Annotated in this window: 23 protein-coding genes, 1 tRNA gene and 1 riboswitch; of the genes, 18 read left to right on the forward strand and 6 right to left on the reverse strand. The window is 56.6% G+C overall.

Features of this window, described 5'->3' with window-relative positions; translation table 11 throughout:
* From AC6I8X_RS00640 to AC6I8X_RS00660, 5 genes are read right to left on the reverse strand one after another with little or no spacing between them, the layout of a single operon-like run.
* On the reverse strand, nt 1-942 hold the full coding sequence (locus AC6I8X_RS00640; RefSeq protein ID WP_310617530.1) for an ABC transporter permease: 942 nt from the start codon (nt 940-942) through the stop codon (nt 1-3).
* Between the two features lie 17 nt (nt 943-959).
* The gene (locus tag AC6I8X_RS00645) at nt 960-2,432 is read right to left on the reverse strand and encodes an ABC transporter substrate-binding protein (RefSeq protein WP_497841058.1); all 1,473 of its coding nucleotides are present in this window, start codon (nt 2,430-2,432) and stop codon (nt 960-962) included.
* 53 nt (nt 2,433-2,485) lie between these two features.
* Nucleotides 2,486-3,547 (reverse strand): ABC transporter ATP-binding protein, encoded by a 1,062-nt coding sequence (locus AC6I8X_RS00650; RefSeq protein WP_313683455.1) that lies wholly within the window; start codon nt 3,545-3,547, stop codon nt 2,486-2,488.
* Entirely contained in the window at nt 3,544-4,539 is a 996-nt protein-coding gene (locus AC6I8X_RS00655) for an ABC transporter ATP-binding protein (protein ID WP_497840399.1), read from the reverse strand. The genes AC6I8X_RS00650 and AC6I8X_RS00655 overlap by 4 nt, the downstream gene beginning before the upstream one ends.
* On the reverse strand, nt 4,536-5,258 hold the full coding sequence (locus AC6I8X_RS00660) for a FadR/GntR family transcriptional regulator (RefSeq protein WP_313683457.1): 723 nt from the start codon (nt 5,256-5,258) through the stop codon (nt 4,536-4,538). Before AC6I8X_RS00660 ends, AC6I8X_RS00655 begins: the two co-directional genes overlap by 4 nt.
* A gap of 496 nt (nt 5,259-5,754) precedes the next feature.
* A riboswitch (guanidine-I (ykkC/yxkD leader) is annotated at nt 5,755-5,849 on the forward strand.
* A 62-nt stretch (nt 5,850-5,911) separates the two neighbouring features.
* Here AC6I8X_RS00660 and AC6I8X_RS00665 point away from each other — a divergent pair.
* The 7 genes from AC6I8X_RS00665 (at nt 5,912) to AC6I8X_RS00695 (ending at nt 14,154) form a co-directional block, all read left to right on the forward strand.
* The gene (locus AC6I8X_RS00665) at nt 5,912-6,970 is read left to right on the forward strand and encodes a putative urea ABC transporter substrate-binding protein (RefSeq protein ID WP_313683458.1); all 1,059 of its coding nucleotides are present in this window, start codon (nt 5,912-5,914) and stop codon (nt 6,968-6,970) included.
* A 15-nt stretch (nt 6,971-6,985) separates the two neighbouring features.
* Nucleotides 6,986-7,798, forward strand: coding sequence for an ABC transporter permease (locus AC6I8X_RS00670; RefSeq protein WP_084871657.1), 813 nt, complete (start codon nt 6,986-6,988; stop codon nt 7,796-7,798).
* Between the two features lie 10 nt (nt 7,799-7,808).
* The gene (locus AC6I8X_RS00675) at nt 7,809-8,570 is read left to right on the forward strand and encodes an ABC transporter ATP-binding protein (protein ID WP_313683459.1); all 762 of its coding nucleotides are present in this window, start codon (nt 7,809-7,811) and stop codon (nt 8,568-8,570) included.
* An 11-nt stretch (nt 8,571-8,581) separates the two neighbouring features.
* Complete coding sequence (locus AC6I8X_RS00680) at nt 8,582-9,292, forward strand: urea amidolyase associated protein UAAP1 (protein WP_313683460.1); 711 nt, start codon at nt 8,582-8,584, stop codon at nt 9,290-9,292.
* Nucleotides 9,292-9,927 carry an urea amidolyase associated protein UAAP2 gene (locus AC6I8X_RS00685; RefSeq protein WP_084871660.1) on the forward strand — a complete coding sequence of 212 codons (636 nt, stop codon included), beginning with the start codon at nt 9,292-9,294 and terminating at the stop codon, nt 9,925-9,927. The genes AC6I8X_RS00680 and AC6I8X_RS00685 overlap by 1 nt, the downstream gene beginning before the upstream one ends.
* A 79-nt stretch (nt 9,928-10,006) precedes the next feature.
* Nucleotides 10,007-13,606: an urea carboxylase gene (gene uca / locus AC6I8X_RS00690; protein ID WP_497840400.1), complete on the forward strand. Its 3,600-nt coding sequence runs from the start codon at nt 10,007-10,009 to the stop codon at nt 13,604-13,606.
* Nucleotides 13,607-13,857: 251 nt separating this feature from the next.
* Complete coding sequence (locus tag AC6I8X_RS00695; RefSeq protein WP_013507298.1) at nt 13,858-14,154, forward strand: HTH-type transcriptional regulator; 297 nt, start codon at nt 13,858-13,860, stop codon at nt 14,152-14,154.
* Nucleotides 14,155-14,198: 44 nt separating this feature from the next.
* Here AC6I8X_RS00695 and AC6I8X_RS00700 read toward each other — a convergent pair whose 3' ends face one another.
* Complete coding sequence (locus AC6I8X_RS00700) at nt 14,199-14,792, reverse strand: HD domain-containing protein (RefSeq protein WP_313683461.1); 594 nt, start codon at nt 14,790-14,792, stop codon at nt 14,199-14,201.
* Between the two features lie 61 nt (nt 14,793-14,853).
* On the opposite strand from AC6I8X_RS00700, the gene AC6I8X_RS00705 reads away from it, so the two are divergent.
* The 11 genes from AC6I8X_RS00705 to dppF all read left to right on the forward strand — a co-directional run bounded on the left by AC6I8X_RS00705 (nt 14,854) and on the right by dppF (nt 25,263).
* Nucleotides 14,854-15,318 carry a MarR family winged helix-turn-helix transcriptional regulator gene (locus tag AC6I8X_RS00705; RefSeq protein WP_084871664.1) on the forward strand — a complete coding sequence of 155 codons (465 nt, stop codon included), beginning with the start codon at nt 14,854-14,856 and terminating at the stop codon, nt 15,316-15,318.
* Between the two features lie 91 nt (nt 15,319-15,409).
* A complete protein-coding gene (locus AC6I8X_RS00710; protein WP_299455496.1) occupies nt 15,410-15,838 on the forward strand; it encodes an organic hydroperoxide resistance protein in 429 nt (142 codons plus the stop codon).
* Nucleotides 15,839-15,997: 159 nt separating this feature from the next.
* Nucleotides 15,998-16,150: a DUF3289 family protein gene (locus AC6I8X_RS00715; protein WP_497840401.1), complete on the forward strand. Its 153-nt coding sequence runs from the start codon at nt 15,998-16,000 to the stop codon at nt 16,148-16,150.
* Between the two features lie 12 nt (nt 16,151-16,162).
* On the forward strand, nt 16,163-16,588 hold the full coding sequence (locus AC6I8X_RS00720) for a DUF943 family protein (protein WP_313683463.1): 426 nt from the start codon (nt 16,163-16,165) through the stop codon (nt 16,586-16,588).
* Between the two features lie 322 nt (nt 16,589-16,910).
* Nucleotides 16,911-18,605, forward strand: coding sequence for a kdo(2)-lipid A phosphoethanolamine 7''-transferase (gene eptB / locus AC6I8X_RS00725; RefSeq protein ID WP_497840402.1), 1,695 nt, complete (start codon nt 16,911-16,913; stop codon nt 18,603-18,605).
* 126 nt (nt 18,606-18,731) lie between these two features.
* Nucleotides 18,732-18,808 (forward strand) — tRNA-Pro (locus AC6I8X_RS00730).
* A 713-nt stretch (nt 18,809-19,521) separates the two neighbouring features.
* Entirely contained in the window at nt 19,522-21,132 is a 1,611-nt protein-coding gene (gene dppA, locus AC6I8X_RS00735) for a dipeptide ABC transporter periplasmic-binding protein DppA (RefSeq protein ID WP_497840403.1), read from the forward strand.
* 200 nt (nt 21,133-21,332) lie between these two features.
* The gene (dppB, locus tag AC6I8X_RS00740) at nt 21,333-22,352 is read left to right on the forward strand and encodes a dipeptide ABC transporter permease DppB (protein WP_084871670.1); all 1,020 of its coding nucleotides are present in this window, start codon (nt 21,333-21,335) and stop codon (nt 22,350-22,352) included.
* Nucleotides 22,353-22,361: 9 nt separating this feature from the next.
* A complete protein-coding gene (gene dppC / locus AC6I8X_RS00745) occupies nt 22,362-23,264 on the forward strand; it encodes a dipeptide ABC transporter permease DppC (protein WP_497840404.1) in 903 nt (300 codons plus the stop codon).
* Nucleotides 23,265-23,276: 12 nt separating this feature from the next.
* Nucleotides 23,277-24,263: a dipeptide ABC transporter ATP-binding protein gene (gene dppD / locus AC6I8X_RS00750; RefSeq protein WP_416410713.1), complete on the forward strand. Its 987-nt coding sequence runs from the start codon at nt 23,277-23,279 to the stop codon at nt 24,261-24,263.
* Complete coding sequence (gene dppF, locus AC6I8X_RS00755; protein WP_313688530.1) at nt 24,253-25,263, forward strand: dipeptide ABC transporter ATP-binding subunit DppF; 1,011 nt, start codon at nt 24,253-24,255, stop codon at nt 25,261-25,263. Before dppD ends, dppF begins: the two co-directional genes overlap by 11 nt.
* Nucleotides 25,264-25,314: the final 51 nt, after the last annotated feature.

Raw genomic sequence — 25,314 nt, forward strand, 5'->3', positions numbered from 1 at the left:
TTAGCCTCGCATTTTCGGGTTGATTAACAGATAGAGCACGTCGGCCAGCAGGTTGAGCAGCAGAAACCCGATGGCAACCACCAGCACCACGCCCTGCACCACGGCGTAATCACGGTTAAACACCGCATCGACAATCATCTTGCCAAAGCCGGGCAGGGTAAAAACCTGCTCGGTCAGCACCGCACCGCCCAGCAGTTCGCCAAACAGCAGCGTGGTCAGGGTGACGATCGGCATCAGCGCATTGCGGAAGGCGTGTTTCAGCACCACTTTCGGGGCCAGCAGACCTTTGGCGCGAGCGGTGCGGATGTAATCCGCTTTCAACACCGCAATCATTGAGGCGCGGGTATGGCGCATCAGGGTGGCGGCGAGGCCGGTACCCAGCACCAGCGCCGGTAGCAGCAGGGTTTTCAGGTTCTGCGCCATATCTTCGCTGACCGGCACAAAACCGGACGCCGGTAGCCATTGCAGATGCACCGAAAACAGCAGGATCAGCAGAATCCCCAGCCAGAAATGGGGCACTGAGATGCCCGATAGCGCGACAAAGTTGGTGGTGTGATCGACCCAGCTATCTTTGCGTACCGCCGCGATAATCCCCATGCTGATGCCGATCAGCAGCGCAATCAGCATTGCCAGCAGAGACAGCTCCAGCGTGACCGGCAGTTTGCTGGCAATCAACGCCGTCACCGGCTCTTTGGTACGCAACGACATGCCGAGGTCGCCCTTCAGCGCGCTGCCAATCCACGCGAAATATTGCGTTGGGATTGGGTCGTCGAGATGGTACTCGGCACGCAACTGAGCGATGACCGCCGGATCGCGCTCCTCACCGGCCATCGCCAGCACCGGGTCGCCTGGCAGCAGCTTTTGCAGCGCAAACACCATAATGCTCACCAGCAACAGGGTGGGAATGGCCAGCAGCAGCCGTTTAACAATCAATTCCAGCATCATCGCTCCTTAGCGGTTTACTGCGCCATGCTCACGCCAGCCAGGCGAACCAGCCCGTCCGGCCAGGCTTTAAAGCCCTGCAATTTTTTCGTCATGCCAAAGATGCGCGGCTCAAAGTAGAGGTAAGCAATCGGCATATCAGTTTGCAGCTGGTTCACCACTTTGTTGTACAACGCCTGACGCTGCGCCTGATCGTTGGTCAGACGTGCGGCGTTCAGCCACTCATCCACCTGCGGATTGCTGTAACGGCCATCGTTCAGCGTGCCTTTGCTGTTGATAAACGAGTAAATGCTGCCATCCGGATCGGGACGACCGGACCAGCCTGACAGGCTGAGCTGGTAATCGCCGCGCTGCTGGCGATCCAGCAGGGTGGCGAATTCACTCATTTGCAGATTGAGGTTGAAACCGGCCTCGCTCACCATTGCCTGAATCACCTGGCCAACCTGCTGCGCGGTGGGGTTGTTGGTGACCAGCAGCGTCACGTTGAGTGGTGTGGTGACGCCAGCCGCCTTCAGTAACGCTTTGGCTTTCTCCACATCGCGCGCCGGGGTCGGGATATTGACGTGATACGGGCTGACCGGGGAAAACGCCTGATTAGCCGGGGTATACAGGCCTTCAAACGCCACCTGGTTCAGCGCATCGCGGTCAATGGCCAGCGAGAAGGCTTCACGCACACGCGGATCTTTCAGCGGGCTATTGGCATCGACTTTGCCGTTGTTGATGTTGAAGGTGATGCCCTGATAACCGAGGCCGGTGACTTTCGCCAGTGTCAGTTTGCTGTCGCCTTCAACGGTTTTCACGTCGCTGGCGGCCACGCCTTCGGTGAGATCGAGGTCACCGGCACGCAGGTTGGCGAGGCGTACCGAGGCATCCGGGATCGGCAGGAAAATCACTTTGTCGAAGTGGTACGCGCCTTTGTTCCAGTAATTATCAAAGCGTTTCAGGACGATGCGGTCCTGCTGCACGCGGCTTTCAAACTGATACGGGCCGGAACACACCGGGTGGGTGGCGAAATCAGGCTTCTTCGCCGCCTCGGGGGCCAGCATCGCGCCTGCGCGGTCGGTCAGCTGGCTGAGCAGCGCCGCATCCGGGGTTTTCAGGTGGAATTTGACCTGCATCGGCCCGCTGACTTCCACGCTCTGAATCGAGGAGATTTCGCTTTTACGCAGCGAACCCGGCAGCGTCAGCGCACGTTCGATATTGAATTTCACCGCGTTAGCATCGAATTTTTCACCGTCGTGGAAGGTGACGCCACTGCGCAGATTCATGGTCAGCGTTTTGCCGTCATCACTCCATGCCCAGTCGGTGGCGAGGCCCGGCACCACTTTCAGGTTCTCATCGACATCGACCAGCCGGTCACACATGGCAGCAAACACAAAGCGGCCATAGTAGGTACGTGCCAGATGGGGATCGAGCATGTCCGGGTCGGCACCCAGTCCGATGCGAATCACGCTTTCGGCGTGGCTATGTGCGCTGGCACCCAGCAACATCAGACCACTAAGGGCAGTTAATAACGCTTTCTTCACGGCTAATCTCCAGAGGGTTAAGCTTGCTGATTGACCGCCTGCTCAAACAGCGCGCGGCGACGTAAAAAGGCGGCAGACGGCGGCGCAATCACAATCGCGCTACGGTCGCGGTTAATCTCCTGCCAGCGGTGACAGGCAATTTGTCGTCCACCGCTCAGCACCTGGTTGATGGGTTCAAACTGGCGGCATTCGGCAGTGGCCCACGGGCAGCGGGTGTGAAAACGGCAGCCGGTGGGAGGATTGGCTGGATTGGGCAGGTCGCCCTGCAACATGGGAATGGTGCGGCTGGCGCCTGGCTGCATTTGCGGCGCGGAGGCGATCAGTGCCTGGGTATAGGGATGCAGCGGGGCATCGAAAATCTCGTCCACCGTCGCCAGTTCGACAATCTGCCCGAGGTACATCACCGCGACGCGGTCGCTCATATGGCGAATCACCGCCAGGCCGTGTGCCACGATAATCATCGTCAGGCCAAATTGTTGCTTCAGGCTTTCCAGCAGATTCACCACCTGTGCCTGTACCGAAACATCCAGCGCGGACACCGGCTCGTCCCCCAGCAGCAGCTTCGGTTGCGAGGCGAGGGCGCGGGCAATGCCGATGCGCTGGCGCTGGCCGCCGGAAAACTCGTGCGGATAGCGTTCTGCCCAGGCGGCGGGCAAGCCGACGGTGCGCAGCAGCTCCGCCACCCGTGCATGGCGTGCTTCCCGGTTCATTTTGTCGTGCAGCCATAGCGGTTCACCGACAATCTGCTGCACCGTCATACGGGGGTTGAGGGAGGCGAAGGGGTCCTGAAAGATAATCTGCAATTCGCGGCGCAGCTGATTGAGGCGCGTACCGCTGGCGTGGGTGATGCTTTCACCTTCGTACATCACTTCACCGGCACTGGCCGCCAGCAAACGCAGCAACAGACGCCCGAGCGTCGATTTACCGGAGCCGGACTCGCCGACAATCGCCAGCGTTTCCCCCGGCATCACCTGCAGTGACACGCGGTCCACCGCCGTGACGCCACGGTTGCGTTTAAACAGGCGGTTTGGGCCATTGAAGGTTTTGCTTAAATCGCGACATTCTAAAATCGGTTTCATGCGATCTCTCCCAGCGTAACGTGCTGTTCCAGCGGGGCGCGAAAACAGGCCACCTGATGTTCCGGCGTCAGCGCGCGCAGCGCCGGACGGTTCTGATGACAGCGCGTTTCTGCAAATGGGCAGCGGGTGGCAAAACGGCAACCGGCAGGCATGCTCTCCGGCAACGGCACCGAGCCGGGAATGGTTGCCAGTGCGCCGCTGCGCGCGCTCAGGCTGGGAATCGATCCCATCAGCCCGATGGTGTAGGGGTGCTGCGGATCGTTGAAAATCGCTTCCACCGTGCCGCTCTCCACCACCTGACCGGCGTACATCACCGCCACGCGCTGCGCGACTTCCGCTACCACGCCAAGATCGTGGGTGATCATCAGTACCGCGGTGCCGGTTTCCTGCTTCAGCGTATTCAGCAGATCGAGGATTTGCGCCTGAATGGTGACGTCGAGCGCGGTGGTGGGTTCATCGGCGATCAGCAGTTTGGGCTGGTTAATCAGCGCCATGGCGATCATCACGCGCTGGCGCATTCCGCCCGACAGCTGATGCGGATACGCCTTCAGCCGCATTTCCGCTGCCGGAATCTGCACTTTTTGCAGAATGGCCAGTGCGGTGTCCATGGCGGTGCGGCGGTTGACCTTACGATGGCGCATCACCGCTTCGCTCAGTTGATCGCCAAGGGTGAAGGCCGGATTGAGCGAGGTCATCGGCTCCTGAAAAATCATTGCCAGCTGATTGCCGCGCAGGCTGGCGTAGTCACCGGCGCTCAGCGTGCGCAAATCGCGGCCATCAAACTGCATCTCGCCCTGTAAAATCCGCGCGCTATCGGGTTGCAGGCCCATCAGCGTCAGCGAGGTGATGCTTTTGCCGCAGCCGGATTCGCCGACCAGCGCCAGCGTCTCTCCCGCGTGCAATGTCAGGGAGATATCGTCGATCACCGTGACCGGCGAACCGCGAAACTGCACGCGCAAATTGCTAACCGACAAAACAGGTTGGGCCGTCATGGCGTCTCCTCGTGGCTGGCATACAGGGTTTCCATCAGCGCCTGTTGCAGCGCCAGCAAGTGCTCACGCATCGCTGCCGCCGCCTCATGGGGTTGGCGATTGGCGATATGGTCCAGTAGCCGCTGGTGATGGTTGTCGTAGCTATCGAGGCGTGCCGGGGTGCGTGCCTGTTCGCGCAGATGCTGCCAGCCGGGGTCGCGGCGCACCGCATCGACGGCTTCAAACAGACCAAGCATCAGGCGATTCCCGGCGGCTTCGGCGATAGCGCGGTGAAAGGCACTGTCCCACAGCTCGTGCTGGTCGCCATCTTCTGGCGCGACAATGCCCTGCATGCGTTCAATCAGGCGTTTCATCAGCGCGATTTGTTCTTTGCTGGCGCGCAGTGCGGCGAGGCGCGCCAGCCCTGGCTCCAGTTGCAGACGCGCTTCCATCACCTCCAGCAGGTTCGACTGCTGTGGCAAATCGTGCAGTACCAGCGGCTGCACCGGGGCAGCCGGGCCGACAAAGGTGCCTTTGCCCTGCTTACGCCAGATGCGGCCCTCTTCTTCCAGCACATCCAGCGCGCGGCGGATTTCGCGCCGACCCACGCCAAAGCGTTCGGCCAGCTCGCGCTCGGTCGGCAGTGCGCGATCGGGCGTGTGCTCCTGCTGCTGAATCAGCTGGCGCAATTGCTCCAGCGCTGAGCTGGAGTTGATGGCAGATTTTGGCGTGTCACTCATGATTGGTTCGCTTGTTTATTCATCAGTTGGAATCGCGTAAAGCCTAATGTCTGTCGTAAATCGACAGCCTGCACAAACTTGTAGCGGCGCGATTAATCGCGCTTTTTATGCATATTCTGTTAAAAGGCGCGCGATAAATCGCGCCGCTACAGCCTGTGCGTTTGTTAAGCGAGGGCTGTTCTCAGCTTAGGCAAGAAGCGAACCAATATTTAATTGGTTCGGAGAAGGGAAAAGGGATTGAGGAATAACCCTATGATCGTTAAGTAAAACTTTTTTCGTGCCAGGTGAAAACTGAGAAGTGCATCAACCTGGGCCTGGTTGGCCTGCGTCATGTTGGTGCGCGGATGCTGCACCGCTGTGCAGAACCTGGCTGTCGGGGGAGATGTTTTTTATAAAAACTCATATTTTTCAATTAAATATAACATTGGCACTTTTTTTGCCTGACTTTAGCCAGATGCAGGAGCGATAGCGGGTAACCGATGTCGCCAGACAATTTGCAATGGGTCACTAGGGTTCCGATCGCGAGATGCTGGTCCGAGAGTGACCGACCGTCCTCTGACGGTTACACGGCGGGATAAAAGCCCGGGAGGAAAGCGAGATCGTTACTCGCCGCCTCCTGCTTTTATTCGTCCGCTAACGTCAGAGGAACCACCATGATCAAAGCCTGCCTTCGCTTGCTGTTGCTTTGCACCATCGCGCTGTTCAGCGTTAACGCGCTTGCCGCCGCGAAACCTTCCTTCAAGATTTGCTGGTCCATTTATGCAGGCTGGATGCCGTGGGATTACGCCCAGCAGAATGGCATCGTCAAAAAATGGGCCGATAAATACGGCATCGACATTCAGTTTGTGCAGGTCAACGACTACATCGAGTCAGTCAACCAATACACCGCAGGGGGCTTTGACGGCTGCACCATGACCAACATGGATGCGCTGACTATTCCGGCCACCGGCGGCGTCGATAGCACCGCGCTGATCGTCGGCGACTACTCCAACGGCAACGACGGCATTCTGCTGAAAGGCGCGGACAGTGTGGCGGCGCTGAAAGGCAAACCGATCAACCTGGTGCAGCTGTCGGTTTCACATTACCTGCTGGCGCGCGCGCTGGAGAAATCCGGCATGAGTGAGAAAGACGTCAAAGTGGTCAACACCGCCGATGCCGATCTGGTAGCCGCCTTTGGTACGCCGGATGTGGGTTCCATCGTTACCTGGAACCCGCTGCTGGCGGAAGCGAAGAAGGTGCCGAACAGCCATCTGATCTTCTCCTCGGCGCAGATTCCGGGCGAAATCCTCGACCTGCTGGTGGTCAACACCAACACCCTGAAGAAATACCCGCAGCTGGGCAAAGCGCTGACCGGTGCCTGGTATGAAACCCTGAAAACCATGTCCGGTCCGGGCGCGACCGCCGTCGCCGCACGCACGCAAATGGCGCAGGCATCCGGCACTGACCTCGCCGGTTTTGACCAGCAACTGGCCGCTACCCATCTGTTCAGCGATGGTAAAACCACCCTCGATTTCGTCGATAGCCCACAGCTGAAAGCCACGATGCAGCTGGTGGCGGAGTTCTCCTTCAAGCATGGCTTGTTGGGCGAGGCCGCGCCGAGTGCCGATGTGGTGGGGGTGGAAACACCGGCGGGTAACTGGGGTAACGCGGGCAACATCAAACTGCGCTTTATCGATACCTATACCAAACTGGCGGCCGCAGGCCAGCTGTAAGCGGGAGCAAAGCCGATGCGTAAACTGATTAACTATCAACCGCTGCCGATGGGCCGCCTGTTGCTCGGTGTGCTGCCGCTGCTGGCGTTGCTGCTGGTGTATCTGTTCGCGTCGGATGCGCGTCTGAGCCTCAACGCGGCGGATAAGCTGCTGCCGGGGTTCAACGCCATGGGCGACGCCATCAACCGGATGGCGTTTCAGCCCAGCCCGCGTACCGGGGAGTATCTGCTGTGGACCGACACCGCCGCCAGCCTGATGCGTCTGCTGAGCGGCGTGTTAATCAGCGCCATGCTGGCGCTGGCGATTGGCCTGTTCACCGGCGCGTTGCCGGTGGTGCGTGCGGTGCTGGCTCCGCTGGTCACCCTGTTCGCGCTGGTGCCACCGCTGGCGATTCTGCCGATTCTGTTTATCTGCTTTGGCCTCGGTGAAGTGTCGAAAGTGGTGCTGATTGTCATCGGCATCACCCCGCTGATTGCCCGCGATTTGCAACTTCAGGTGGAGAAAATCCCGCGCGAGCAGCTGGTGAAGGCGCAGACGCTGGGCGGCAATAGCGCGCAGATTTTGTGGCGGGTGATCCTGCCACAGCTGATGCCGCGCCTGTTCGATGCCGTGCGCCTGTCACTCAGCTCGGCGTGGCTGTTCCTGATCGCCGCGGAAGCCATCGTCGCCACCGAAGGCCTCGGCTACCGCATCTTCCTGATGCGTCGTTATCTGGCGATGGATGTGATTTTGCCTTACGTCGCCTGGATTACCCTGCTGGCCTTTGCCCTCGATCTGCTGCTGCGGCTGATTAGCCGTCGCTGCTGGCCGTGGTATTACGCCAAATAAGGAACGCAGCATGCCCTTACTGCAACTGAAAAACCTTGAGAAGCACTATGGCCAGCAGGTGGTGCTGGAACGTCTGAACATCAGCGTGGAAGAGGGAGAATTTGTGGCAATTGTCGGCGCTTCCGGCTGCGGCAAAACCACCTTCCTCAATATGCTGCTCGGCACCGAAGCCCCGACCAAAGGCGCACTGCTGCTGGATGGTGAACCGATTCCCGATGAACCGGATGCCCATCGCGGCGTGGTGTTTCAGCGCTACTCGGTGTTCCCGCATCTGACGGTGCTGGGCAACGTGATGCTGGCGGAAGAGTTCAGCACCGCACGCTGGCTGGGACGCGTCTGGGGGCGCAAACGTCAGGCGATTCGCCAGCGCGCGCAGGCGATGCTGGCGCAGGTGGGACTCGAACATGCGCAAAGCAAATATCCGCATCAGCTATCTGGCGGGATGCAACAGCGTCTGGCGCTGGCGCAGGCACTGATGAAGCGCCCGCGCATTCTGCTGCTGGATGAACCCTTTGGCGCGCTCGATCCCGGTATCCGCAGCGAGATGCATCAGCTGATCACCCAGCTGTGGCAGCAGCATGGCCTGACCATCTTCATGATCACCCACGATCTGAAAGAAGGCTTCAGCCTCGCCTCACGCCTGCTGGTTTTCGACAAGCTGCGCCACGACCCCCACGCGCCGGAAGCCTGGGGCGCAACCATTACCTACGACCTGCCGCTCGATCGGCAGCGGCCCGCTGATGCGCCGCTGGCCGAATCGCAGGTCGCCTGAAGGAGAGAATCATGACTACCTCGTATCAAACGCAGTTACCGGCTGGCTCGCACTGGTCGTTTGTGATGCGCAGCGGCACCGCGCTGACCCTCACCGATGTGGTGGGCGGCGCGAATGTCGGTATGTTGTTTTACAACCCGGAAAACCTGCTGGAGCGTTACAACGCGCCGGACACCCTCAAGTGCCAGCACACCTTTCGTCTTACCGCCGGGCACTGCCTCTACTCGGACATGGGGCGCATCTTTTGCGGTATTGAAGCGGATAGCTTCGGCTGGCACGAGAGCGTGTGTGGCACGCTAAACGCCGCGCAAACTGCCGCGCTGTTTGGTGCCAGCGATTATCAACAGGCGCGTAACCAGCGCCATCAGAATGGCTACGACAGTTTCCTCGTGGAGCTGGCGAAATATGGTCTCGGCAAGCGTGATATGGCCGCCTGCATCAACTTTTTCGCCCAGGTACGCGCCGACGACAACGGCACGTTGCAACGGGAACAGCAGGGTGCGGCTGGCGCTCAGGTCCGGCTGCGTTTCGCCATGGACACCCTGGTGCTGCTGCATACCTGCCCGCATCCGCTCACGCCAGCGGGTGATTATCCGCGACCGCCGGTGGAATTGCAGATCGATGCCCAGCGTGCGCCGCTGCCGGAGATTTGCCTGCAACGCGCCGAAAACCAGCGCGGCCTGCGTAATAACGCCCTTTATCAATTGCAGGGAGAGTTGTGATGATCAAAGAAAGTTTACTGAATCCTGCCGGGGCGCATTTTCAGCAACAGATTGGCGCCGGTGATTACTGGCTGCATCGTATCGAAAAAGGCGCGACGCTGCGCATCACCGATCTGGAAGGCAATCAGGCGGCGGATACGTTGTTCTTCAACGCTGACGACACCGCTGAACGCTACAGCATGACTGACACGCTGCGCGGCCAGCAAAATGTGTTTCTGACGGCGGGCAGCGTGCTGCGTTCCAATGACGATCGTCCGATGCTGACTATCGTCGCCGATACCTGTGGTCGCCACGACACCCTCGGCGGTGCCTGCGCCACCGAAAGTAACACCGTGCGTTATGACCTGGAGAAACGGCATATGCACGCCTGCCGCGACAGCTGGATGCTGGCGGTGGCGGAACATCCTGAATATGGCCTGACGCGCCGCGATATCACCCACAACATCAACTTTTTTATGAACGTACCGGTGACGCACGAAGGCGGGCTGACCTTTGCCGATGGGATTTCTGCGCCGGGTAAATATGTCGAGATGGTGGCAGAGATGAACATTCTGGTGCTGATCTCCAACTGCCCGCAGCTCAACAACCCCTGTAACGGTTACAACCCGACGCCGATTTTAGTCAGCGTGTGGTGATCTCCTGACGCAACGGGACGACCCGTTATTTGCCGTCAAGGCCAGCGCAGGACGACCTGCCGGAATGAGAGGTAAAGTCATGATTGAGCATGTATTGATTGCCAACCGTGGCGCGATTGCGGTGCGTATTATCCGCACCTTACAAGCGATGAATATTAAGGCGATTGCGGTGTATGCCGAAGCCGATCGTCATGCGCGCCATGTGCGGCTGGCGGATGAGGCCTGGTCGCTGGGCGAGGGCCAGGTGCGCGATACTTATCTGAACCAGGACAAGTTGCTGGCGATTGCCGCGCAGAGCGGCGCACAGGCGCTGCATCCTGGTTACGGTTTTCTCAGTGAAAATCCCGAATTTGTAAACCGTTGCGAGGCGGCGGGCTTGCATTTTCTTGGGCCGAATGCGCAGCAGATGGCCGCGTTTGGCCTGAAGCACCGCGCCCGCGCGCTGGCGCAGGACAATAATGTGCCGCTGCTGCCCGGCAGTGGCTTGCTGACGTCGCTGGAGCAGGCGCAGGCTGCCGCACGCGACATCGGCTATCCGGTGATGCTGAAAAGCACCGCAGGCGGTGGTGGCATTGGCATGCAGCGTTGCGATGATGCGCAGCAGCTGGCCGATGCCTTTACCCGTGTAAAACGCCTCGCAGGCAACAATTTCGCCGACGATGGCGTCTTTTTAGAGAAATTTATCGCCAGAGCGCGTCATATCGAAGTGCAGATCTTTGGCGATGGGGCGGGTGAGGTGATTGCGCTCGGCGAGCGTGATTGCTCGGCGCAGCGCCGTAATCAGAAAGTGATGGAAGAAACCCCAGCCCCGGGCCTGAGTGACGCGGTACGCGCCGAATTGCAGGCGACAGCGGTACGCCTGGGACGTGCGGTGCAGTACCGCAGCGCCGGGACGGTGGAATATGTCTATGACGAAGGCAGCCAGCAATTCTGGTTCCTCGAAGTGAATACCCGTTTACAGGTGGAACACGGCGTGACCGAAATGGTGTACGGCGTGGATTTAGTACGCTGGATGGTGGAGCTGGCACAGCAGACGCTACCACCGCTCGCCAGTTTGCCGCGGGTGGCAACCGGCCATGCGATTCAGGTGCGTTTGTATGCGGAAGATCCGGCAAAACAGTTCCAGCCAAGTGCCGGTCTGCTCAGTCATGTCGCCTTCCCGGGGGAACTGGCAGCTGCCACTTTGCGGGTCGATAGCAGCGTTGAGAGCGGGATGGAGGTTTCTCCGTTTTACGACCCGATGCTGGCGAAAGTGATTGTGCATGGGGCGGACCGCGACCAGGCGCTGGCCGGGCTGGCGCAGGCGCTGGACGCCACGGCGTTGTACGGCATCGAAACCAATCTGCTGTGGCTGCGCCATTTACTGACCCAGGCGGAAGTGCAGCAGGGGCGCATTATCACCGCCACCCTCGGGGGTGTGCAGTGGCAACCGCCGACGCTGGATATTATCAGCGGTGGCACCCTGACCACAGTGCAGGATGCACCGGGTCGTACCGGTTACTGGCATGTCGGCGTGCCGCCCTCCGGGCCGTTCGACAGCCGCGCTTTCCAGTTGGGTAACCGTCTGCTGGGGAATGACCCTCAGGCGGCAGGTCTGGAAATTACGTTGCGTGGCCCGACCTTACGTTTTAATCAGGCCTGTAGCTTTGTGCTGACCGGCGCACCGCTGGTGGCGCAGCTCGATCAGCAATCGCTGGCGATGAACCAGATTATCAGCGCCCAGGCCGGGCAAACCCTGACGCTGGGGGACGTACACGACGGCAGCCGCAGCTACCTGCTGCTGGCAGGCGGACTGGATACGCCGCGCTATCTCGGCAGCCGCAGTACCTTTACGCTGGGCAAATTCGGTGGTCATGCCGGGCGGGCGTTACGCGCCGGAGATGTGCTGCACCTCGCCGCCCCTGCGCAGCTACCGCAGGCCGCGTTGCCAGCGGCGTTGCTGCCGGAACTCAACGGAACCTGGCAACTGCGGGTGATTTATGGGCCGCATGGCGCGCCCACCTTCTTTACCGATAACGACATCAGTGAATTCTTCGCCGCCGAGTGGCAGGTGCATTACAACTCCAGCCGCACCGGCATTCGCTTAATCGGCCCGAAACCCACCTGGGCGCGTAGCGATGGCGGTGAGGCGGGGATGCATCCCTCCAATATCCATGACAACGCTTACGCGTTTGGTACCGTCGATTTTACCGGCGATATGCCGGTAATCCTTGGCCCGGATGGACCGTCGCTCGGGGGGTTTGTTTGCCCGGCTACGGTGATCGAGGCCGATCTGTGGAAGCTCGGCCAGCTGAAAGCGGGCGATCGGGTGCAGTTTGTGCCGATCGATCTGACCAGCGCCGATCAACTGGCGCAGGCGCAGCGTGCAGAGATCGCCACACTCCAGGCACAGCCGCTGAACGTCAGCGTAACGCTGCCCCTGATTGATCCGGTGTTGCACCAACATGCAGCAACTGAGGGGTTGCCATCGTTGTGCGTACGCGCCGCCGGTGACCGTTTTCTGTTGGTGGAATATGGCGATCTTCTGTTAGATATCGCGCTGCGTTTCCGCGTCCATGCGCTGATGCAGTGGCTGGAGGCGCATCCGCTGCCGGGTCGGCTGGAACTGACCCCTGGGATCCGCTCGTTGCAGATTCATTATGACGCGCAGGCCTGTACAAGAAGTGAGCTTCTGGCGCAGATTTTGCACGCTGATAAATTACTGGGAACCTTAGCAGATGCGGCTGTTCCTTCACGCACCTTGTGGCTGCCGCTCAGCTGGGATGATGAAGCCTGCCGTGTGGCGATTCAACGCTACAGCCAGTCTGTCCGACCCAATGCACCCTGGTGTCCGAGCAATATCGAATTTATCCGTCGTATCAACGGACTGGAAAGCGTTGAGGCGGTGAAAGACATTCTGTTCAGCGCCGCGTATCTGGTGATGGGGCTGGGCGATGTCTATCTCGGTGCACCGGTTGCCACACCGCTCGACCCACGTCATCGCTTAGTGACCACCAAATATAATCCGGCGCGTACCTGGACGGCGGAGAACTCGGTGGGGATCGGTGGAGCCTATCTGTGCGTGTACGGCATGGAAGGGCCAGGCGGTTATCAGTTTGTCGGACGTACCCTACAGATGTGGAACCGTGACCGTCAGACGTCAGTGTTCACCCAACCCTGGCTGCTGCGTTTCTTCGACCAGATCCGTTTTTATCCGGTCAGCGCCGACGAGCTGCTACAGATTCGCGAACGTTTTCCGTGGGGGGATTATCCGCTGCGGATTGAGGAGGGAGAATTCCGTCTCGCCGATTATCAGGCGCTCCTGACGCAGCAGGCCGACGAGATTGCTCACTTCCAGCAGCAGCGTCAGCAGGCGTTCGACAGCGAACTGGCACGTTGGCGTGCCGAGGGGCAGTTTACCTTTGACAGCCAGCTACCGGAGCAGAGCAGTGAAGAGGCCAGCATCCCCGCCGATTGTTGTGGCGTGGAGAGCCAGGTGGCAGGTAGCGTCTGGCAGTGGCTGGTGGCAGCAGGCAGTGACATTGAAGCGGGAGCCACCGTCGGTATTCTCGAGTCAATGAAGATGGAAATCCCGATCGTCGCGCCAGTCAGCGGAAAAATCCATAGCCTGCAACGACAGGTCGGGCAGCAAGTACAGGCAGGACAGTTACTTATGGTGATTGAGCCTGCTGCGGTATAAGAAAGATTAAAAAATACTCAGGAAATAAGGCAGCAAAGCCGGGGTTCTGACCCATACTTAGAAACCCGGCCTATTGTTGCATTGCTCTGACATCTTTTCGCAGTGTGCAACAGGCTGTGTCCCGTAACGGTTTGACAACAACTCTTCTTAAACCGCTGCGGGATGCAGCCTGAACTGGTCGGTTTCAGCGTCTGTGGACGCTTTACCTCTCTACTTTCACGTGATTCATAGTGAGTTTTAAGGAGTTCTCTATGGAAATAAAAGATCCAATGGTCGAGTTACTTAGTAGTCTTGAGCAGATTGTTTTGACACGTGATGCACAGCCTTCTGTATCTGAAATCGCCCTTCAAAGGGCATCAGTTCCCGAGCCACAGCGTTTACGAGAGATGACCGGCATGCAGGTTGATGAATTCGCCCGCGTGATGGGGGTGAGCGTCTCTTCAGTGAAAAGCTGGGAGGCGCAACGCACGCGCCCTTCCGCTACGGCACGTAAATTGATGAAGCTGCTGCAGGCCAATCCCTATCTGGGTCGACAACTACTTGAGTAAACACCGACTATTCGGTTCTGACCCGCCTTGATGGCGGGTTTTTTTTAACTTAAACCACCGTATTTGGCCGCCTGTTTGACAAACCAGCTCTCCGGTACGCTGTGTGGTGGCTGCGCCAGTTGGGCAATGCCCTGACGAATAATGTTATCCGCCTGCTGCCACAAACGCTTATCCCCTTCATTTAACAACTGAATCTGCACCTGCTTCTCCACCAGATAAACGCGGGCGAAGTCGGCGTCAAATTGCACGATGGCGCGGGTGTTATCGATGATGTCGGCCAGTTTGATGGTTTGCGCCTCGGGGGAGGCCTGTGCGGTATGGCGAAAGTGCGCCAGCTTACGGGCGGCGCGGTTTTTCGCCTGCGGCTGGGCGCTGTCAGTCAACATATCCACCAGTTCAGCCACGCGCGGGCCAAAGTGGCTTTCAATATCCTGTAATGTGCTGGGTGTATCTTCTATCGTGTCATGCAGCCAGGCGGCAGCCAACATCGCCTCGTCATCAGTGACGCTGCGTACCAGCTCAGCGACCGCTGCCGGATGGACGATATAAGGCTCATCGGTATATTTACGACGCTGTCCGGCGGCAGCATGGGCCTGGGTGGCATAGCGGCGCGCCTGATCTTCCAGTGAATCCCGCATAGTGTGTTCTCCGGGAAAAAGTAGCTTGCAATTGTCTAGCGCGCTATCTATATTAAATCGCATGAACAGTAATCAAGATGACAAAAAAGTGTCGCAGACGCCACTCCAGCTCGATCAGCATCTCTGTTTCGCTCTGTATTCGGCGAACCTGGCGATGCATAAAGTGTATCGGCAACTGCTGGCGCAACTGGAAATCACCTACCCGCAATATCTGGTGATGCTGGTGCTGTGGACGCAGGACGACCTGACGGTGTCAGAGATTGGCGAGCAGCTTTTCCTCGATTCCGCCACCCTGACGCCGTTGCTGAAACGGCTGGAAAGCGCCGGGCTGCTGCGTCGTGCCCGTTCCCGTCAGGATGAACGCCAGGTGGTGGTCACGTTGACGGATGAGGGACGCGCCTTACGCCAGAAAGCGGAATCTATCCCGGAAGCGATCAAATGCGCCTCAGCTTGCGATGATGACACGCTGCTGGCGTTGAAAAATCAGCTGGATGATTTGCGCGATAATCTGAATCGCGCTAAGTAAAAAAGGGCGGGTGCGACGCACCCGTGTCATGTGTATCAGGACAGTGCTAAATAAGTAGCACGCGATCATATAGCGAATTAGCGAGGTTATCATGTCTTTAGAGAAAGTTGTTTATACTGCAAAAGCCAAAGCCACCGGTGGCCGTGATGGTCGTGCGACCTCTTCTGATGGTGTGCTGGATGTGAAACTCGGCGTACCAAAAGAAATGGGCGGCGCGGGCGGTGAAGTGACCAACCCGGAGCAGCTGTTCGCAGCAGGTTATTCCGCTTGTTTCCTCGGTGCGATGAAGTTTGTCGCCGCGCGCGACAAATTCGCCATTGCTAAAGATGCATGGATTGAAGGTGAAGTGGGTATCGGTCCGATCCCGAATGGTTTCGGTATTCAGGTGACCCTGAATATTAATCTGCCAGGTATGGACGCTGCTGAAGCACAGAAACTGGTGGATGCTGCGCATATCGTTTGTCCGTATTCTAATGCTACACGCGGCAATATTGACGTTACACTGAATATTATTAATTAATGACTCTTTTTAGTTATTCGGGTAATAAGAAAAGACTCCTTGCGGGGTCTTTTTTATTTGGGCGGATTTCATTTCCTGGGGTTTGATCAATTTTTTCTGTCGGGGAACACGATTTAATAGCCAGCATTATGGACAGCCGGTTACAGGGAGTAACTCCGCATGGCAATCGCAACCTTTCCGCAAACGATTTATATCACGCAACGCTTTTTTAATGACTATGGCGCAGATGATATGCGTTATGGCGATATGTGTGAAAAGCGTTTAAAGCATGAGTTTGGTCTTTTTCATCTATCCTGCCAGGTCGGAGCTTGAAGGGGATTGCTGATGAAGAAACGATATATTTTATTCTCTTTTATCATCCTCGTGGCAGGTTTGTGCTTCTATTTTGAGTACAGAGAAGTCAATGTCATTGACACTCATCGATCAGGAGATTCTTTAGCCATTATCGTAGATCATCTTCCGTTATCAGAGTCAGGAAAGATTGATTGGTGGTTAAAAAAAAAGAACAGAATATTACCTCGGTATGCTGATAATCCACTCTATATAACTTTTTTTGCTTTTGGCGATGGGTACCAGCAATTAGGGAAAAAAGACCGCTTGTGCTTCAATGACATCAATCCACCTAAAAACTGTATTGATAAAAATATCCTAATGTCAGTTCTTCGAATGCGTAATGGCGATTTAAGGTTTGGCATTGACTATTCTGCCTATGTGCAGACCAAAGATGGAAAAATTACCAAAGTGAAATAAGGAATAAGAATTTCAGTAATTGCACATTCCGTAGCGGCGCGATTTATCGCGCGGGTTTTGATTCACGCGCCAAAAATATTGCGCAATAAATTGCGCCGCTACGGGTTCATGCAATTCTGGCGACGCTTAAAAAATTATCTGGTCATACCTCTGGTTAAATGTTCTACTGCCCGGGCTTCGCATCATCGTGTTCTCTCCGTTCAGATTCGTCCCGATCCTGCACGTTTCATCACGTTTTTAGCAAACTGTGCGAACTCTGTTGTCTTTACATAGTCACATTTAGGGTTATAGCTCCGACACCAGGCCGGGAATAAGTAAATTCATGAATTATATTAAAACCTTAACGCAGCAGAAGCTGTCTTTGCTGCTCGCGCTGTATATCGGCATCCTGTTGAATTTGCCGATTTTTTATCGACGTTTTGACAGTTATCTGACGAAATTCACACTGACCGAATGGGCCTCTGCTGTGGCAGAAGTGGTGGCGGCAGTGCTGCTGACCTTCTTCCTGATGCGGTTGTTGTCGCTGGGCGGTAAATGGGTTTATCGCGTGCTCGCCAGCCTGCTGGTCGTAATTTCCGTCGCCTCTGCCTATTACATGGCGTTTTTTAACGTGGTGATCGGCTACGGCATCGTCGCTTCGGTGATGACCACCGATGTTGATTTGTCGAAAGAAGTGATTGGCCTGCATTTTGTGCTGTGGATGGTGCTGGTGAGTGCCTTACCGCTGCTGATGATCTGGCGTAACAATCTGAGTCAGACGCTGATTAATCAGTTGAAAACGCCGGGCCAGCGTTTCAAACCCACGGTGATTTTACTGCTGAGCGTGGCGCTGGTGTGGCTGCCGATTCGCTATTTCGACAGGCTGCAAAAAGCCAATGAAGAGATCACCAATATCGACTTGCCCAGTTATGGTGGCGTGGTGGCGCATTCTTATCTGCCTTCCAACTGGATTGCCGCGCTTGGATTGTTTGCCTGGACCAAAGTGGATGAGCAGCTGGATAGCCAGGAACTGCTCGACCCGGCAAAGCAGTTTACCTACGTGGCACCGCCCGGTATTGATGACACCTACGTGGTGTTTGTGATTGGTGAGACGACGCGCTGGGATCATATGGGCATGCTGGGTTATTCACGCGATACCACACCGAAGTTATCGAAAGAGAAGAACCTGGTGGCGTTCCGTGGCGAGTCCTGCGATACCGCGACCAAGCTGTCACTGCGCTGCATGTTCGTACGTGAAGGCGGCACCATGGATAACCCAGGGCGCACCCTGAAAGAACAGAATATCTTCGCAGTAATGAAAGAGCTGGGTTTCACATCGGAGCTGTTCGCCATGCAGAGCGAAGTGTGGTTCTACGATAACGCCGATGTGAATAACTTCTCGTTCCGTGAGCAAATTGGCTCTGAGAAACGTAATCAGGGTAAGCCGGTGGACGATATGCTGCTGGTGCCAGAGTTACAGGCGTCGCTGGAGCGTTTCCCGAAAGGTAAGCATCTGGTGGTGCTGCATACCAAAGGTTCGCACTACCTTTATTCGCAGCGCTATCCGCGCAGTTTCGCCCGTTATCAGCCGGAGTGTATGGGTGTCGATGAAACCTGTAGCAAAGCACAACTGATCAATGCTTATGACAACTCGATTCTTTATGTCGATACCATGCTGGATAGCGTGTTAGACCAGCTGCGCGACAAGAAGGCGATTGTGTTCTATGCCGCCGATCACGGTGAGTCGATTAGCGAGAATATGCATTTGCACGGAACACCGCGCGAAATGGCACCGCCGGAGCAGTTCCGCGTCCCGATGATGGTCTGGGCCTCGGACAAGTATCTGGCTGACCCAACCAACCGCAGCAATTTCGAACGCTTGCAGGCGCAACAACGCGTCGGCAAAACGCATCGTCATGTTGAGTTGTTCGACACCATTCTCGGCTGCCTGGGTTACAGCTCGCCGAACGGCGGGATTAAAGCGGCGAATAACTGGTGCCAGGCACCAGCGGCAGCGACAGAAGCCGAAACGCTGTAATTTTTTGCCTGGAACTTATTGAGCAGCAGAGGCTTTTTCCCTGCTGCCTGCTTTCCAGGCGATCGCGTGGATTTGCACAAAAAGGGATTGACGCTCCAGAAGTGGCGCAGTAAGATGCGCCCCCATCGGTGAGTGGCGCAGCCTGGTAGCGCACTTCGTTCGGGACGAAGGGGTCGGAGGTTCGAATCCTCTCTCACCGACCAGATTTAAGAAACCTGCTTGTAAAAGCAGGTTTTTTTTCGTCTGTAGCCTGCCATTTTTTACCTGGCCGTGGCGGCGCGATTTATCGCACGGGTTTTTCGCGCCTGCAAGACTGAAAGTCCACAATTCACCCTTTACACCCTCTATTCACAAAATAGTCGTCATTATTCCTGCTCACGGCTATCAATCCCTTGCTGCTGCTTAGCTGCCCGCTTAATTCGCGACACATTCTTCTTATGACCGCTTTTTGCTTTTTGCTGATTTCTTATGCCAATAGTCCAGCATATTTCGCTGCCTGAACGTCATAACGCACGGGGAATCGTTCATATATTCAACATTTACTGGCAATATTTGTATGTTTTTTAGCGGTGATAATCACTGTCATTTGGCTATATATCCAGATAATCGCTCGGTGTAGATGGCTTTATCACCTTTTTAAATATTGGTTTACCGATTGAAGGGTATTTTTTATCGTTGCTTGCGGTTACTCACACTCTCTGTAAATAACCCCACCTTGTATTGACGTTCTTTGCAACTGTTGACAAATTGATGCGTCAATAGATGCAGAGTCCGACGCATCTGGCAGATTCCACGGTGCCAGTGCAACAACAACAACGGCTCGCATTTTGGTCACAAACGTGACTTGCCTGAACCGCATAAAAAAATCAGAGGTCAGGCGCAACGCACACAACATCACATCACAATGGAGCAAAACATGATCAACTCCCTGGCTAAATCCAGGATGCTGAAGGTCGGTCTGAGCCTGATTGCTATGACCGTTGCCGCAGGTGTTCAGGCGAAAACCCTCGTTTACTGTTCAGAAGGTTCGCCGGAAGGCTTTAACCCTCAGCTGTTCACCTCTGGTACGACCTACGATGCCAGCTCCGTACCGATCTACAACCGTCTGGTTGAATTCAAAATCGGCACCACAGAAGTGGAACCGGGCCTGGCCGAAAAGTGGGATGTGAGCGCTGACGGCAAAACCTATACCTTCCATCTGCGCAAAGGCGTGAAGTGGCAAACCACCAAAGACTTCAAACCGACGCGTAACTTCAACGCTGATGACGTGATTTTCTCCTTCGAGCGTCAGCTCGATAAAAACAACAAGTACCACGGCGTCTCTGGCGGCAGCTACGAGTACTTCGAAGGCATGGACATGCCGAACTTGATCAGCAAAATCGAGAAAGTGGACGACAACACCGTTCGCTTCGTGCTGACACGTCCGGAATCACCGTTCCTCGCTGACCTCGGTATGGACTTCGCTTCTATCCTGTCCAAAGAGTACGCTGACAACATGCTGAAAGCCGGTACGCCGGAAAAAGTGGACCTGAACCCGGTAGGTACCGGTCCGTTCCAGCTGCTGCAATACCAGAAAGACTCACGCATCCTCTACAAAGCTAACCCGGACTACTGGGGCACCAAGCCGAAGATCGATCGCTTAGTCTTCTCCATCACGCCAGATGCTTCCGTGCGTTATGCCAAGTTGCAGAAAGGCGAGTGCCAGGTGATGCCGTACCCGAACCCGGCTGATATCGCCAGCATGAAGAAAGACAAAAACATCAATCTGATGGAGCAACCGGGTCTGAACGTCGGTTACCTGTCGTTCAACACCGAGAAAAAACCGCTGGATAACGTGAAAGTGCGTCAGGCACTGACCATGGCCGTGAATAAGCAAGCCATCATTGATGCGGTGTATCAGGGTGCAGGCCAGGCGGCGAAGAACCTGATTCCGCCGACCATGTGGGGCTACAACGATGCGGTTAAAGATTATCCGTATGACCCGACTAAAGCGAAAGAACTGCTGAAAGAAGCGGGCCTGCCGAATGGCTTCACCATCGACCTGTGGGCAATGCCGGTTCAGCGTCCATACAACCCGAACGCCCGTCGTATGGCGGAAATGGTTCAGGCTGACTGGGCGAAAATTGGCGTGAAAGCCAACATCGTAACCTACGAGTGGGGCGAGTACCTGAAACGCGCCAAAGCGGGTGAACACCAGACGGTGATGATGGGCTGGACCGGTGACAACGGGGATCCGGACAACTTCTTCGCCACCCTGTTTAGCTGTGCAGCGGCGAAAGACGGTTCTAACTACTCGCGCTGGTGCTACAAGCCGTTTGAAGATCAGATTCAGCCTGCACGTGCTGAAGCCGATCACAACAAACGTATTGAATACTACAAACAGGCACAGGTGATCATGCATGACCAGGCTCCGGCGCTGATCATTGCTCACTCGACTGTGTATGAGCCTGTCAGCAAGAAAGTGACCGGCTATGTGGTTGACCCGTTAGGTAAACATCACTTCGAAAACGTCGATATCCAGGAATAACCTTTCGGATTATGGCGGTCAGGGCCGACGCCGTCGGCCCTCGGGCGGTCTCTTTACCGCCCGCACTCCGCACTTTTTTTCCGGCTAAATTCTTATATTGAAGCGCTTCTGGCGTCGCGTTCGGCTATGTGCCGGATGCTTGTTTTGAGCAATGTAGTCCCCGGTGGCAACGCTGTGGGAAATGACTGAGAGTCCGGCTTATGCTGCAGTTCATACTCCGACGTCTGGGACTTGTCATCCCGACATTTATCGGTATTACCCTGTTGACCTTCGCATTTGTCCATCTGATCCCCGGTGACCCGGTGCTGATCATGGCGGGCGAACGCGGTATCTCGCCAGAACGCCATGCGCAGTTGATGGCGATGTTTGGTCTTGACCAACCCCTGTGGAAACAATATCTCACCTACATCAACGGTGTGTTGCACGGCGATTTAGGTATCTCATTAAAAAGCCGCATTCCGGTGTGGGACGAATTCGTGCCGCGCTTTAAAGCCACGCTGGAGCTGGGCATCTGCGCGATGATTTTCGCCATTGCCGTCGGTATCCCGGTGGGCGTGCTGGCTGCGGTGAAACGCGGTTCGGTGTTCGATCACACCGCCGTTGGCATCTCACTCACCGGTTATTCGATGCCGATTTTCTGGTGGGGCATCATGTTGATCATGCTGGTGTCGGTGCAACTCAACCTGACGCCGGTTTCCGGGCGCGTCAGTGACACCATCTTCCTCGACGATAGCCATCCGCTCACCGGCTTTATGCTGATCGACACCCTGCTGTGGGGTGAACCGGGTGACTTCAAAGATGCGGTGATGCACATGATTCTGCCCGCCATCGTGCTGGGCACCATCCCGCTGGCGGTGATTGTGCGTATGACGCGCTCCTCGATGCTGGAAGTGCTGGGCGAAGACTACATCCGCACCGCGCGCGCCAAAGGGCTGACGCGGATGCGCGTGATTGTGGTGCACGCGCTGCGCAACGCCATGCTGCCGGTGGTGACCGTCATCGGTTTGCAGGTGGGTACCTTGCTGGCGGGCGCGATTCTGACAGAAACCATCTTCTCCTGGCCGGGCCTTGGGCGCTGGCTGATTGAAGCGCTGCAACGCCGCGATTATCCGGTAGTGCAGGGCGGCGTGCTGCTGGTGGCGATTCTGATCATCCTGGTCAACCTGCTGGTTGATCTGTTGTACGGCGTGGTGAATCCACGTATCCGTCATAAGAAATAAGGGGGCATCATGTCTGCTGTTGATCCCGCAAGCGTAAGCGCTGCACCCAAGCCGATGACCCCGATTCAGGAATTCTGGCACTACTTCAAACGTAATAAAGGCGCGGTGATTGGCCTGGTCTACATCATCCTGATGCTGCTTGTCGCCATCTTCGCCGAGTTTCTGGCCCCGCATGCGCCAGCTGATCAGTTCCGCGATGCGTTGCTGCACCCGCCGGTCTGGCAGGACGGTGGCAGCTGGAAATTTATCCTCGGCACCGATGATGTTGGCCGCGATATTCTGTCGCGCCTGATGTTTGGTGCGCGCCTGTCACTGCTGGTGGGCTGCCTGGTGGTGGTGTTGTCGCTGATCCTCGGGGTGATTTTTGGTCTGATGGCCGGTTACCTCGGTGGGGTGGTTGACGCCATCATTATGCGTCTGGTCGATATCATGCTGGCGCTGCCCAGCCTGTTGCTGGCGCTGGTGCTGGTGGCGATTTTCGGTCCGTCGATTGTTAATGCCGGGCTGGCGCTGACGTTCGTGGCGCTGCCGCACTATATTCGTCTGACGCGTGCGGCGGTACTGGTGGAAGTGCACCGCGATTACGTCACCGCGTCCAGCGTGGCGGGTGCCGGTACGCTGCGCCAGATGTTCGTCAATATTCTGCCTAACTGCCTGGCACCGCTGATCGTGCAGGCATCATTAGGTTTCTCCAACGCCATCCTTGATATGGCAGCGTTGGGCTTTCTCGGTATGGGGGCGCAACCGCCGACGCCGGAGTGGGGCACCATGCTCTCCGACGTGTTGCAGTACGCGCAAAGTGCCTGGTGGGTGGTGACCTTCCCTGGAGTGATCATCCTGCTGACGGTTCTGGCATTCAACCTCATGGGCGATGGTTTGCGTGATGCACTCGACCCGAAACTCAAGCAGTAAAGAGGCACCGAGATGGCGTTATTAAATGTAGAAAAACTGTCGGTGCATTTTGGCGACGAAAAAACACCGTTCCGTGCGGTTGACCGCATCAGTTATCAGGTTGAGCAGGGCCAGGTGGTCGGAATTGTGGGTGAGTCCGGTTCCGGCAAATCCGTCAGTTCACTGGCGATTATGGGCCTGATCGATTATCCCGGCCGGGTGATGGCAGAGAAGCTGGAGTTTAATCAGCGCGATCTGCAACGCATCTCTGAAAAAGAGCGTCGTCAGCTGGTGGGGGCGGAAGTGGCGATGATCTTCCAGGACCCGATGACCAGCCTCAATCCGTGTTACACCGTGGGCTTCCAGATTATGGAAGCGCTGAAAGTGCATCAGGGCGGCAGCCGTAGCACCCGCCGTCAGCGGGCGATTGACCTGCTGGAACAGGTGGGGATTCCCGATCCGGCCTCGCGTCTGGATGTGTATCCGCATCAGCTGTCCGGCGGCATGAGCCAGCGCGTGATGATCGCCATGGCGATTGCCTGCAAACCGAAACTGCTGATCGCCGATGAGCCGACCACCGCACTCGACGTGACCATCCAGGCGCAGATCATTGAACTGCTGCTGGAGTTGCAGAAGCAGGAGAACATGGCGCTGATCCTCATCACCCATGATTTGGCATTGGTGGCCGAAGCGGCTCAGCACATCATCGTGATGTATGCCGGCCAGGTGGTGGAAAGCGGCAAAGCGGCGGATATCTTCAAAGCACCGCGTCATCCTTATACTCAGGCGTTACTGCGCGCGCTGCCGGAATTCGCGGCGGATAAAGCGCGTCTGGCGTCGCTACCGGGTGTGGTGCCGGGCAAATATGACCGCCCGACCGGCTGCCTGCTGAATCCGCGCTGCCCCTATGTGACTGACCGTTGCCGTCGCGAAGAACCTGAGCTGCGCGATATTCCGGGCCGCCAGTCCAAATGTCACTTCCCACTGGATGATGCCGGGAGACCGACTTATGAGTCATGAAAATACACAGCAGGATTACCTGCTGCAGGCGATTGACCTGAAAAAACACTACCCGGTGAAGAAAGGTTTGTTCGGCCAGGAACGTCTGGTGAAAGCGCTCGATGGCGTGTCGTTCAACCTGGAACGCGGTAAAACGCTGGCAGTGGTCGGGGAGTCGGGCTGTGGTAAGTCCACCCTTGGCCGCCTGCTGACCATGATTGAAACCCCGACGGAAGGGCAGCTGTACTGGCACGGTCAGGATCTGCTGAAGCACGATCCGCAGGCGCAGAAACTGCGTCGCCAGAAAATCCAGATCGTGTTCCAGAACCCCTATGGCTCATTGAACCCACGTAAAAAAATCAGCCAGATTCTGGAAGAACCGCTGGTGATCAACACCACGTTGACCAAAGCGGAACGTCGGGAAAAAACGCTGGAGATGATGGCGAAGGTCGGCCTGAAAACCGAACATTACGACCGTTACCCGCATATGTTTTCTGGCGGCCAGCGTCAGCGTATCGCCATTGCGCGTGGTCTGATGCTGGACCCGGATGTGTTGATTGCAGATGAACCGGTCTCGGCGCTCGACGTGTCAGTGCGTGCGCAGGTACTGAACCTGATGATGGACCTGCAGCAGGACCTTGGCCTGTCCTATGTGTTTATTTCCCACGATTTATCGGTGGTGGAACATATCGCCGATGAAGTGATGGTGATGTACCTGGGACGCTGTGTGGAAAAAGGCAGCAAAGAGGCGATCTTCAGTAACCCGCGTCATCCGTATACCCAGGCATTGCTGTCGGCGACGCCGCGCCTGAACCCGGATGAGCGTCGTGAACGTATTAAACTGACTGGCGAGCTGCCCAGCCCGCTAAACCCACCGCCGGGCTGTGCTTTCAATGCGCGCTGCCGCCGCCGTTTTGGTTCCTGCGTACAATTGCAGCCGAAACTGAAAACCTATGGCGAACAGCAGATTGCCTGCTTCGCTGTCGATCAGGATGAGAACCAGCCAATTACGGGCGCATAAAAGTATTATGGTGATTGTTTAAGGCCCCGAATGGGGCCTTTTTCATTTGCT

The sequence above is a fragment of the Pantoea sp. X-Soil-TKNS-1280 genome, from assembly GCF_059730475.1.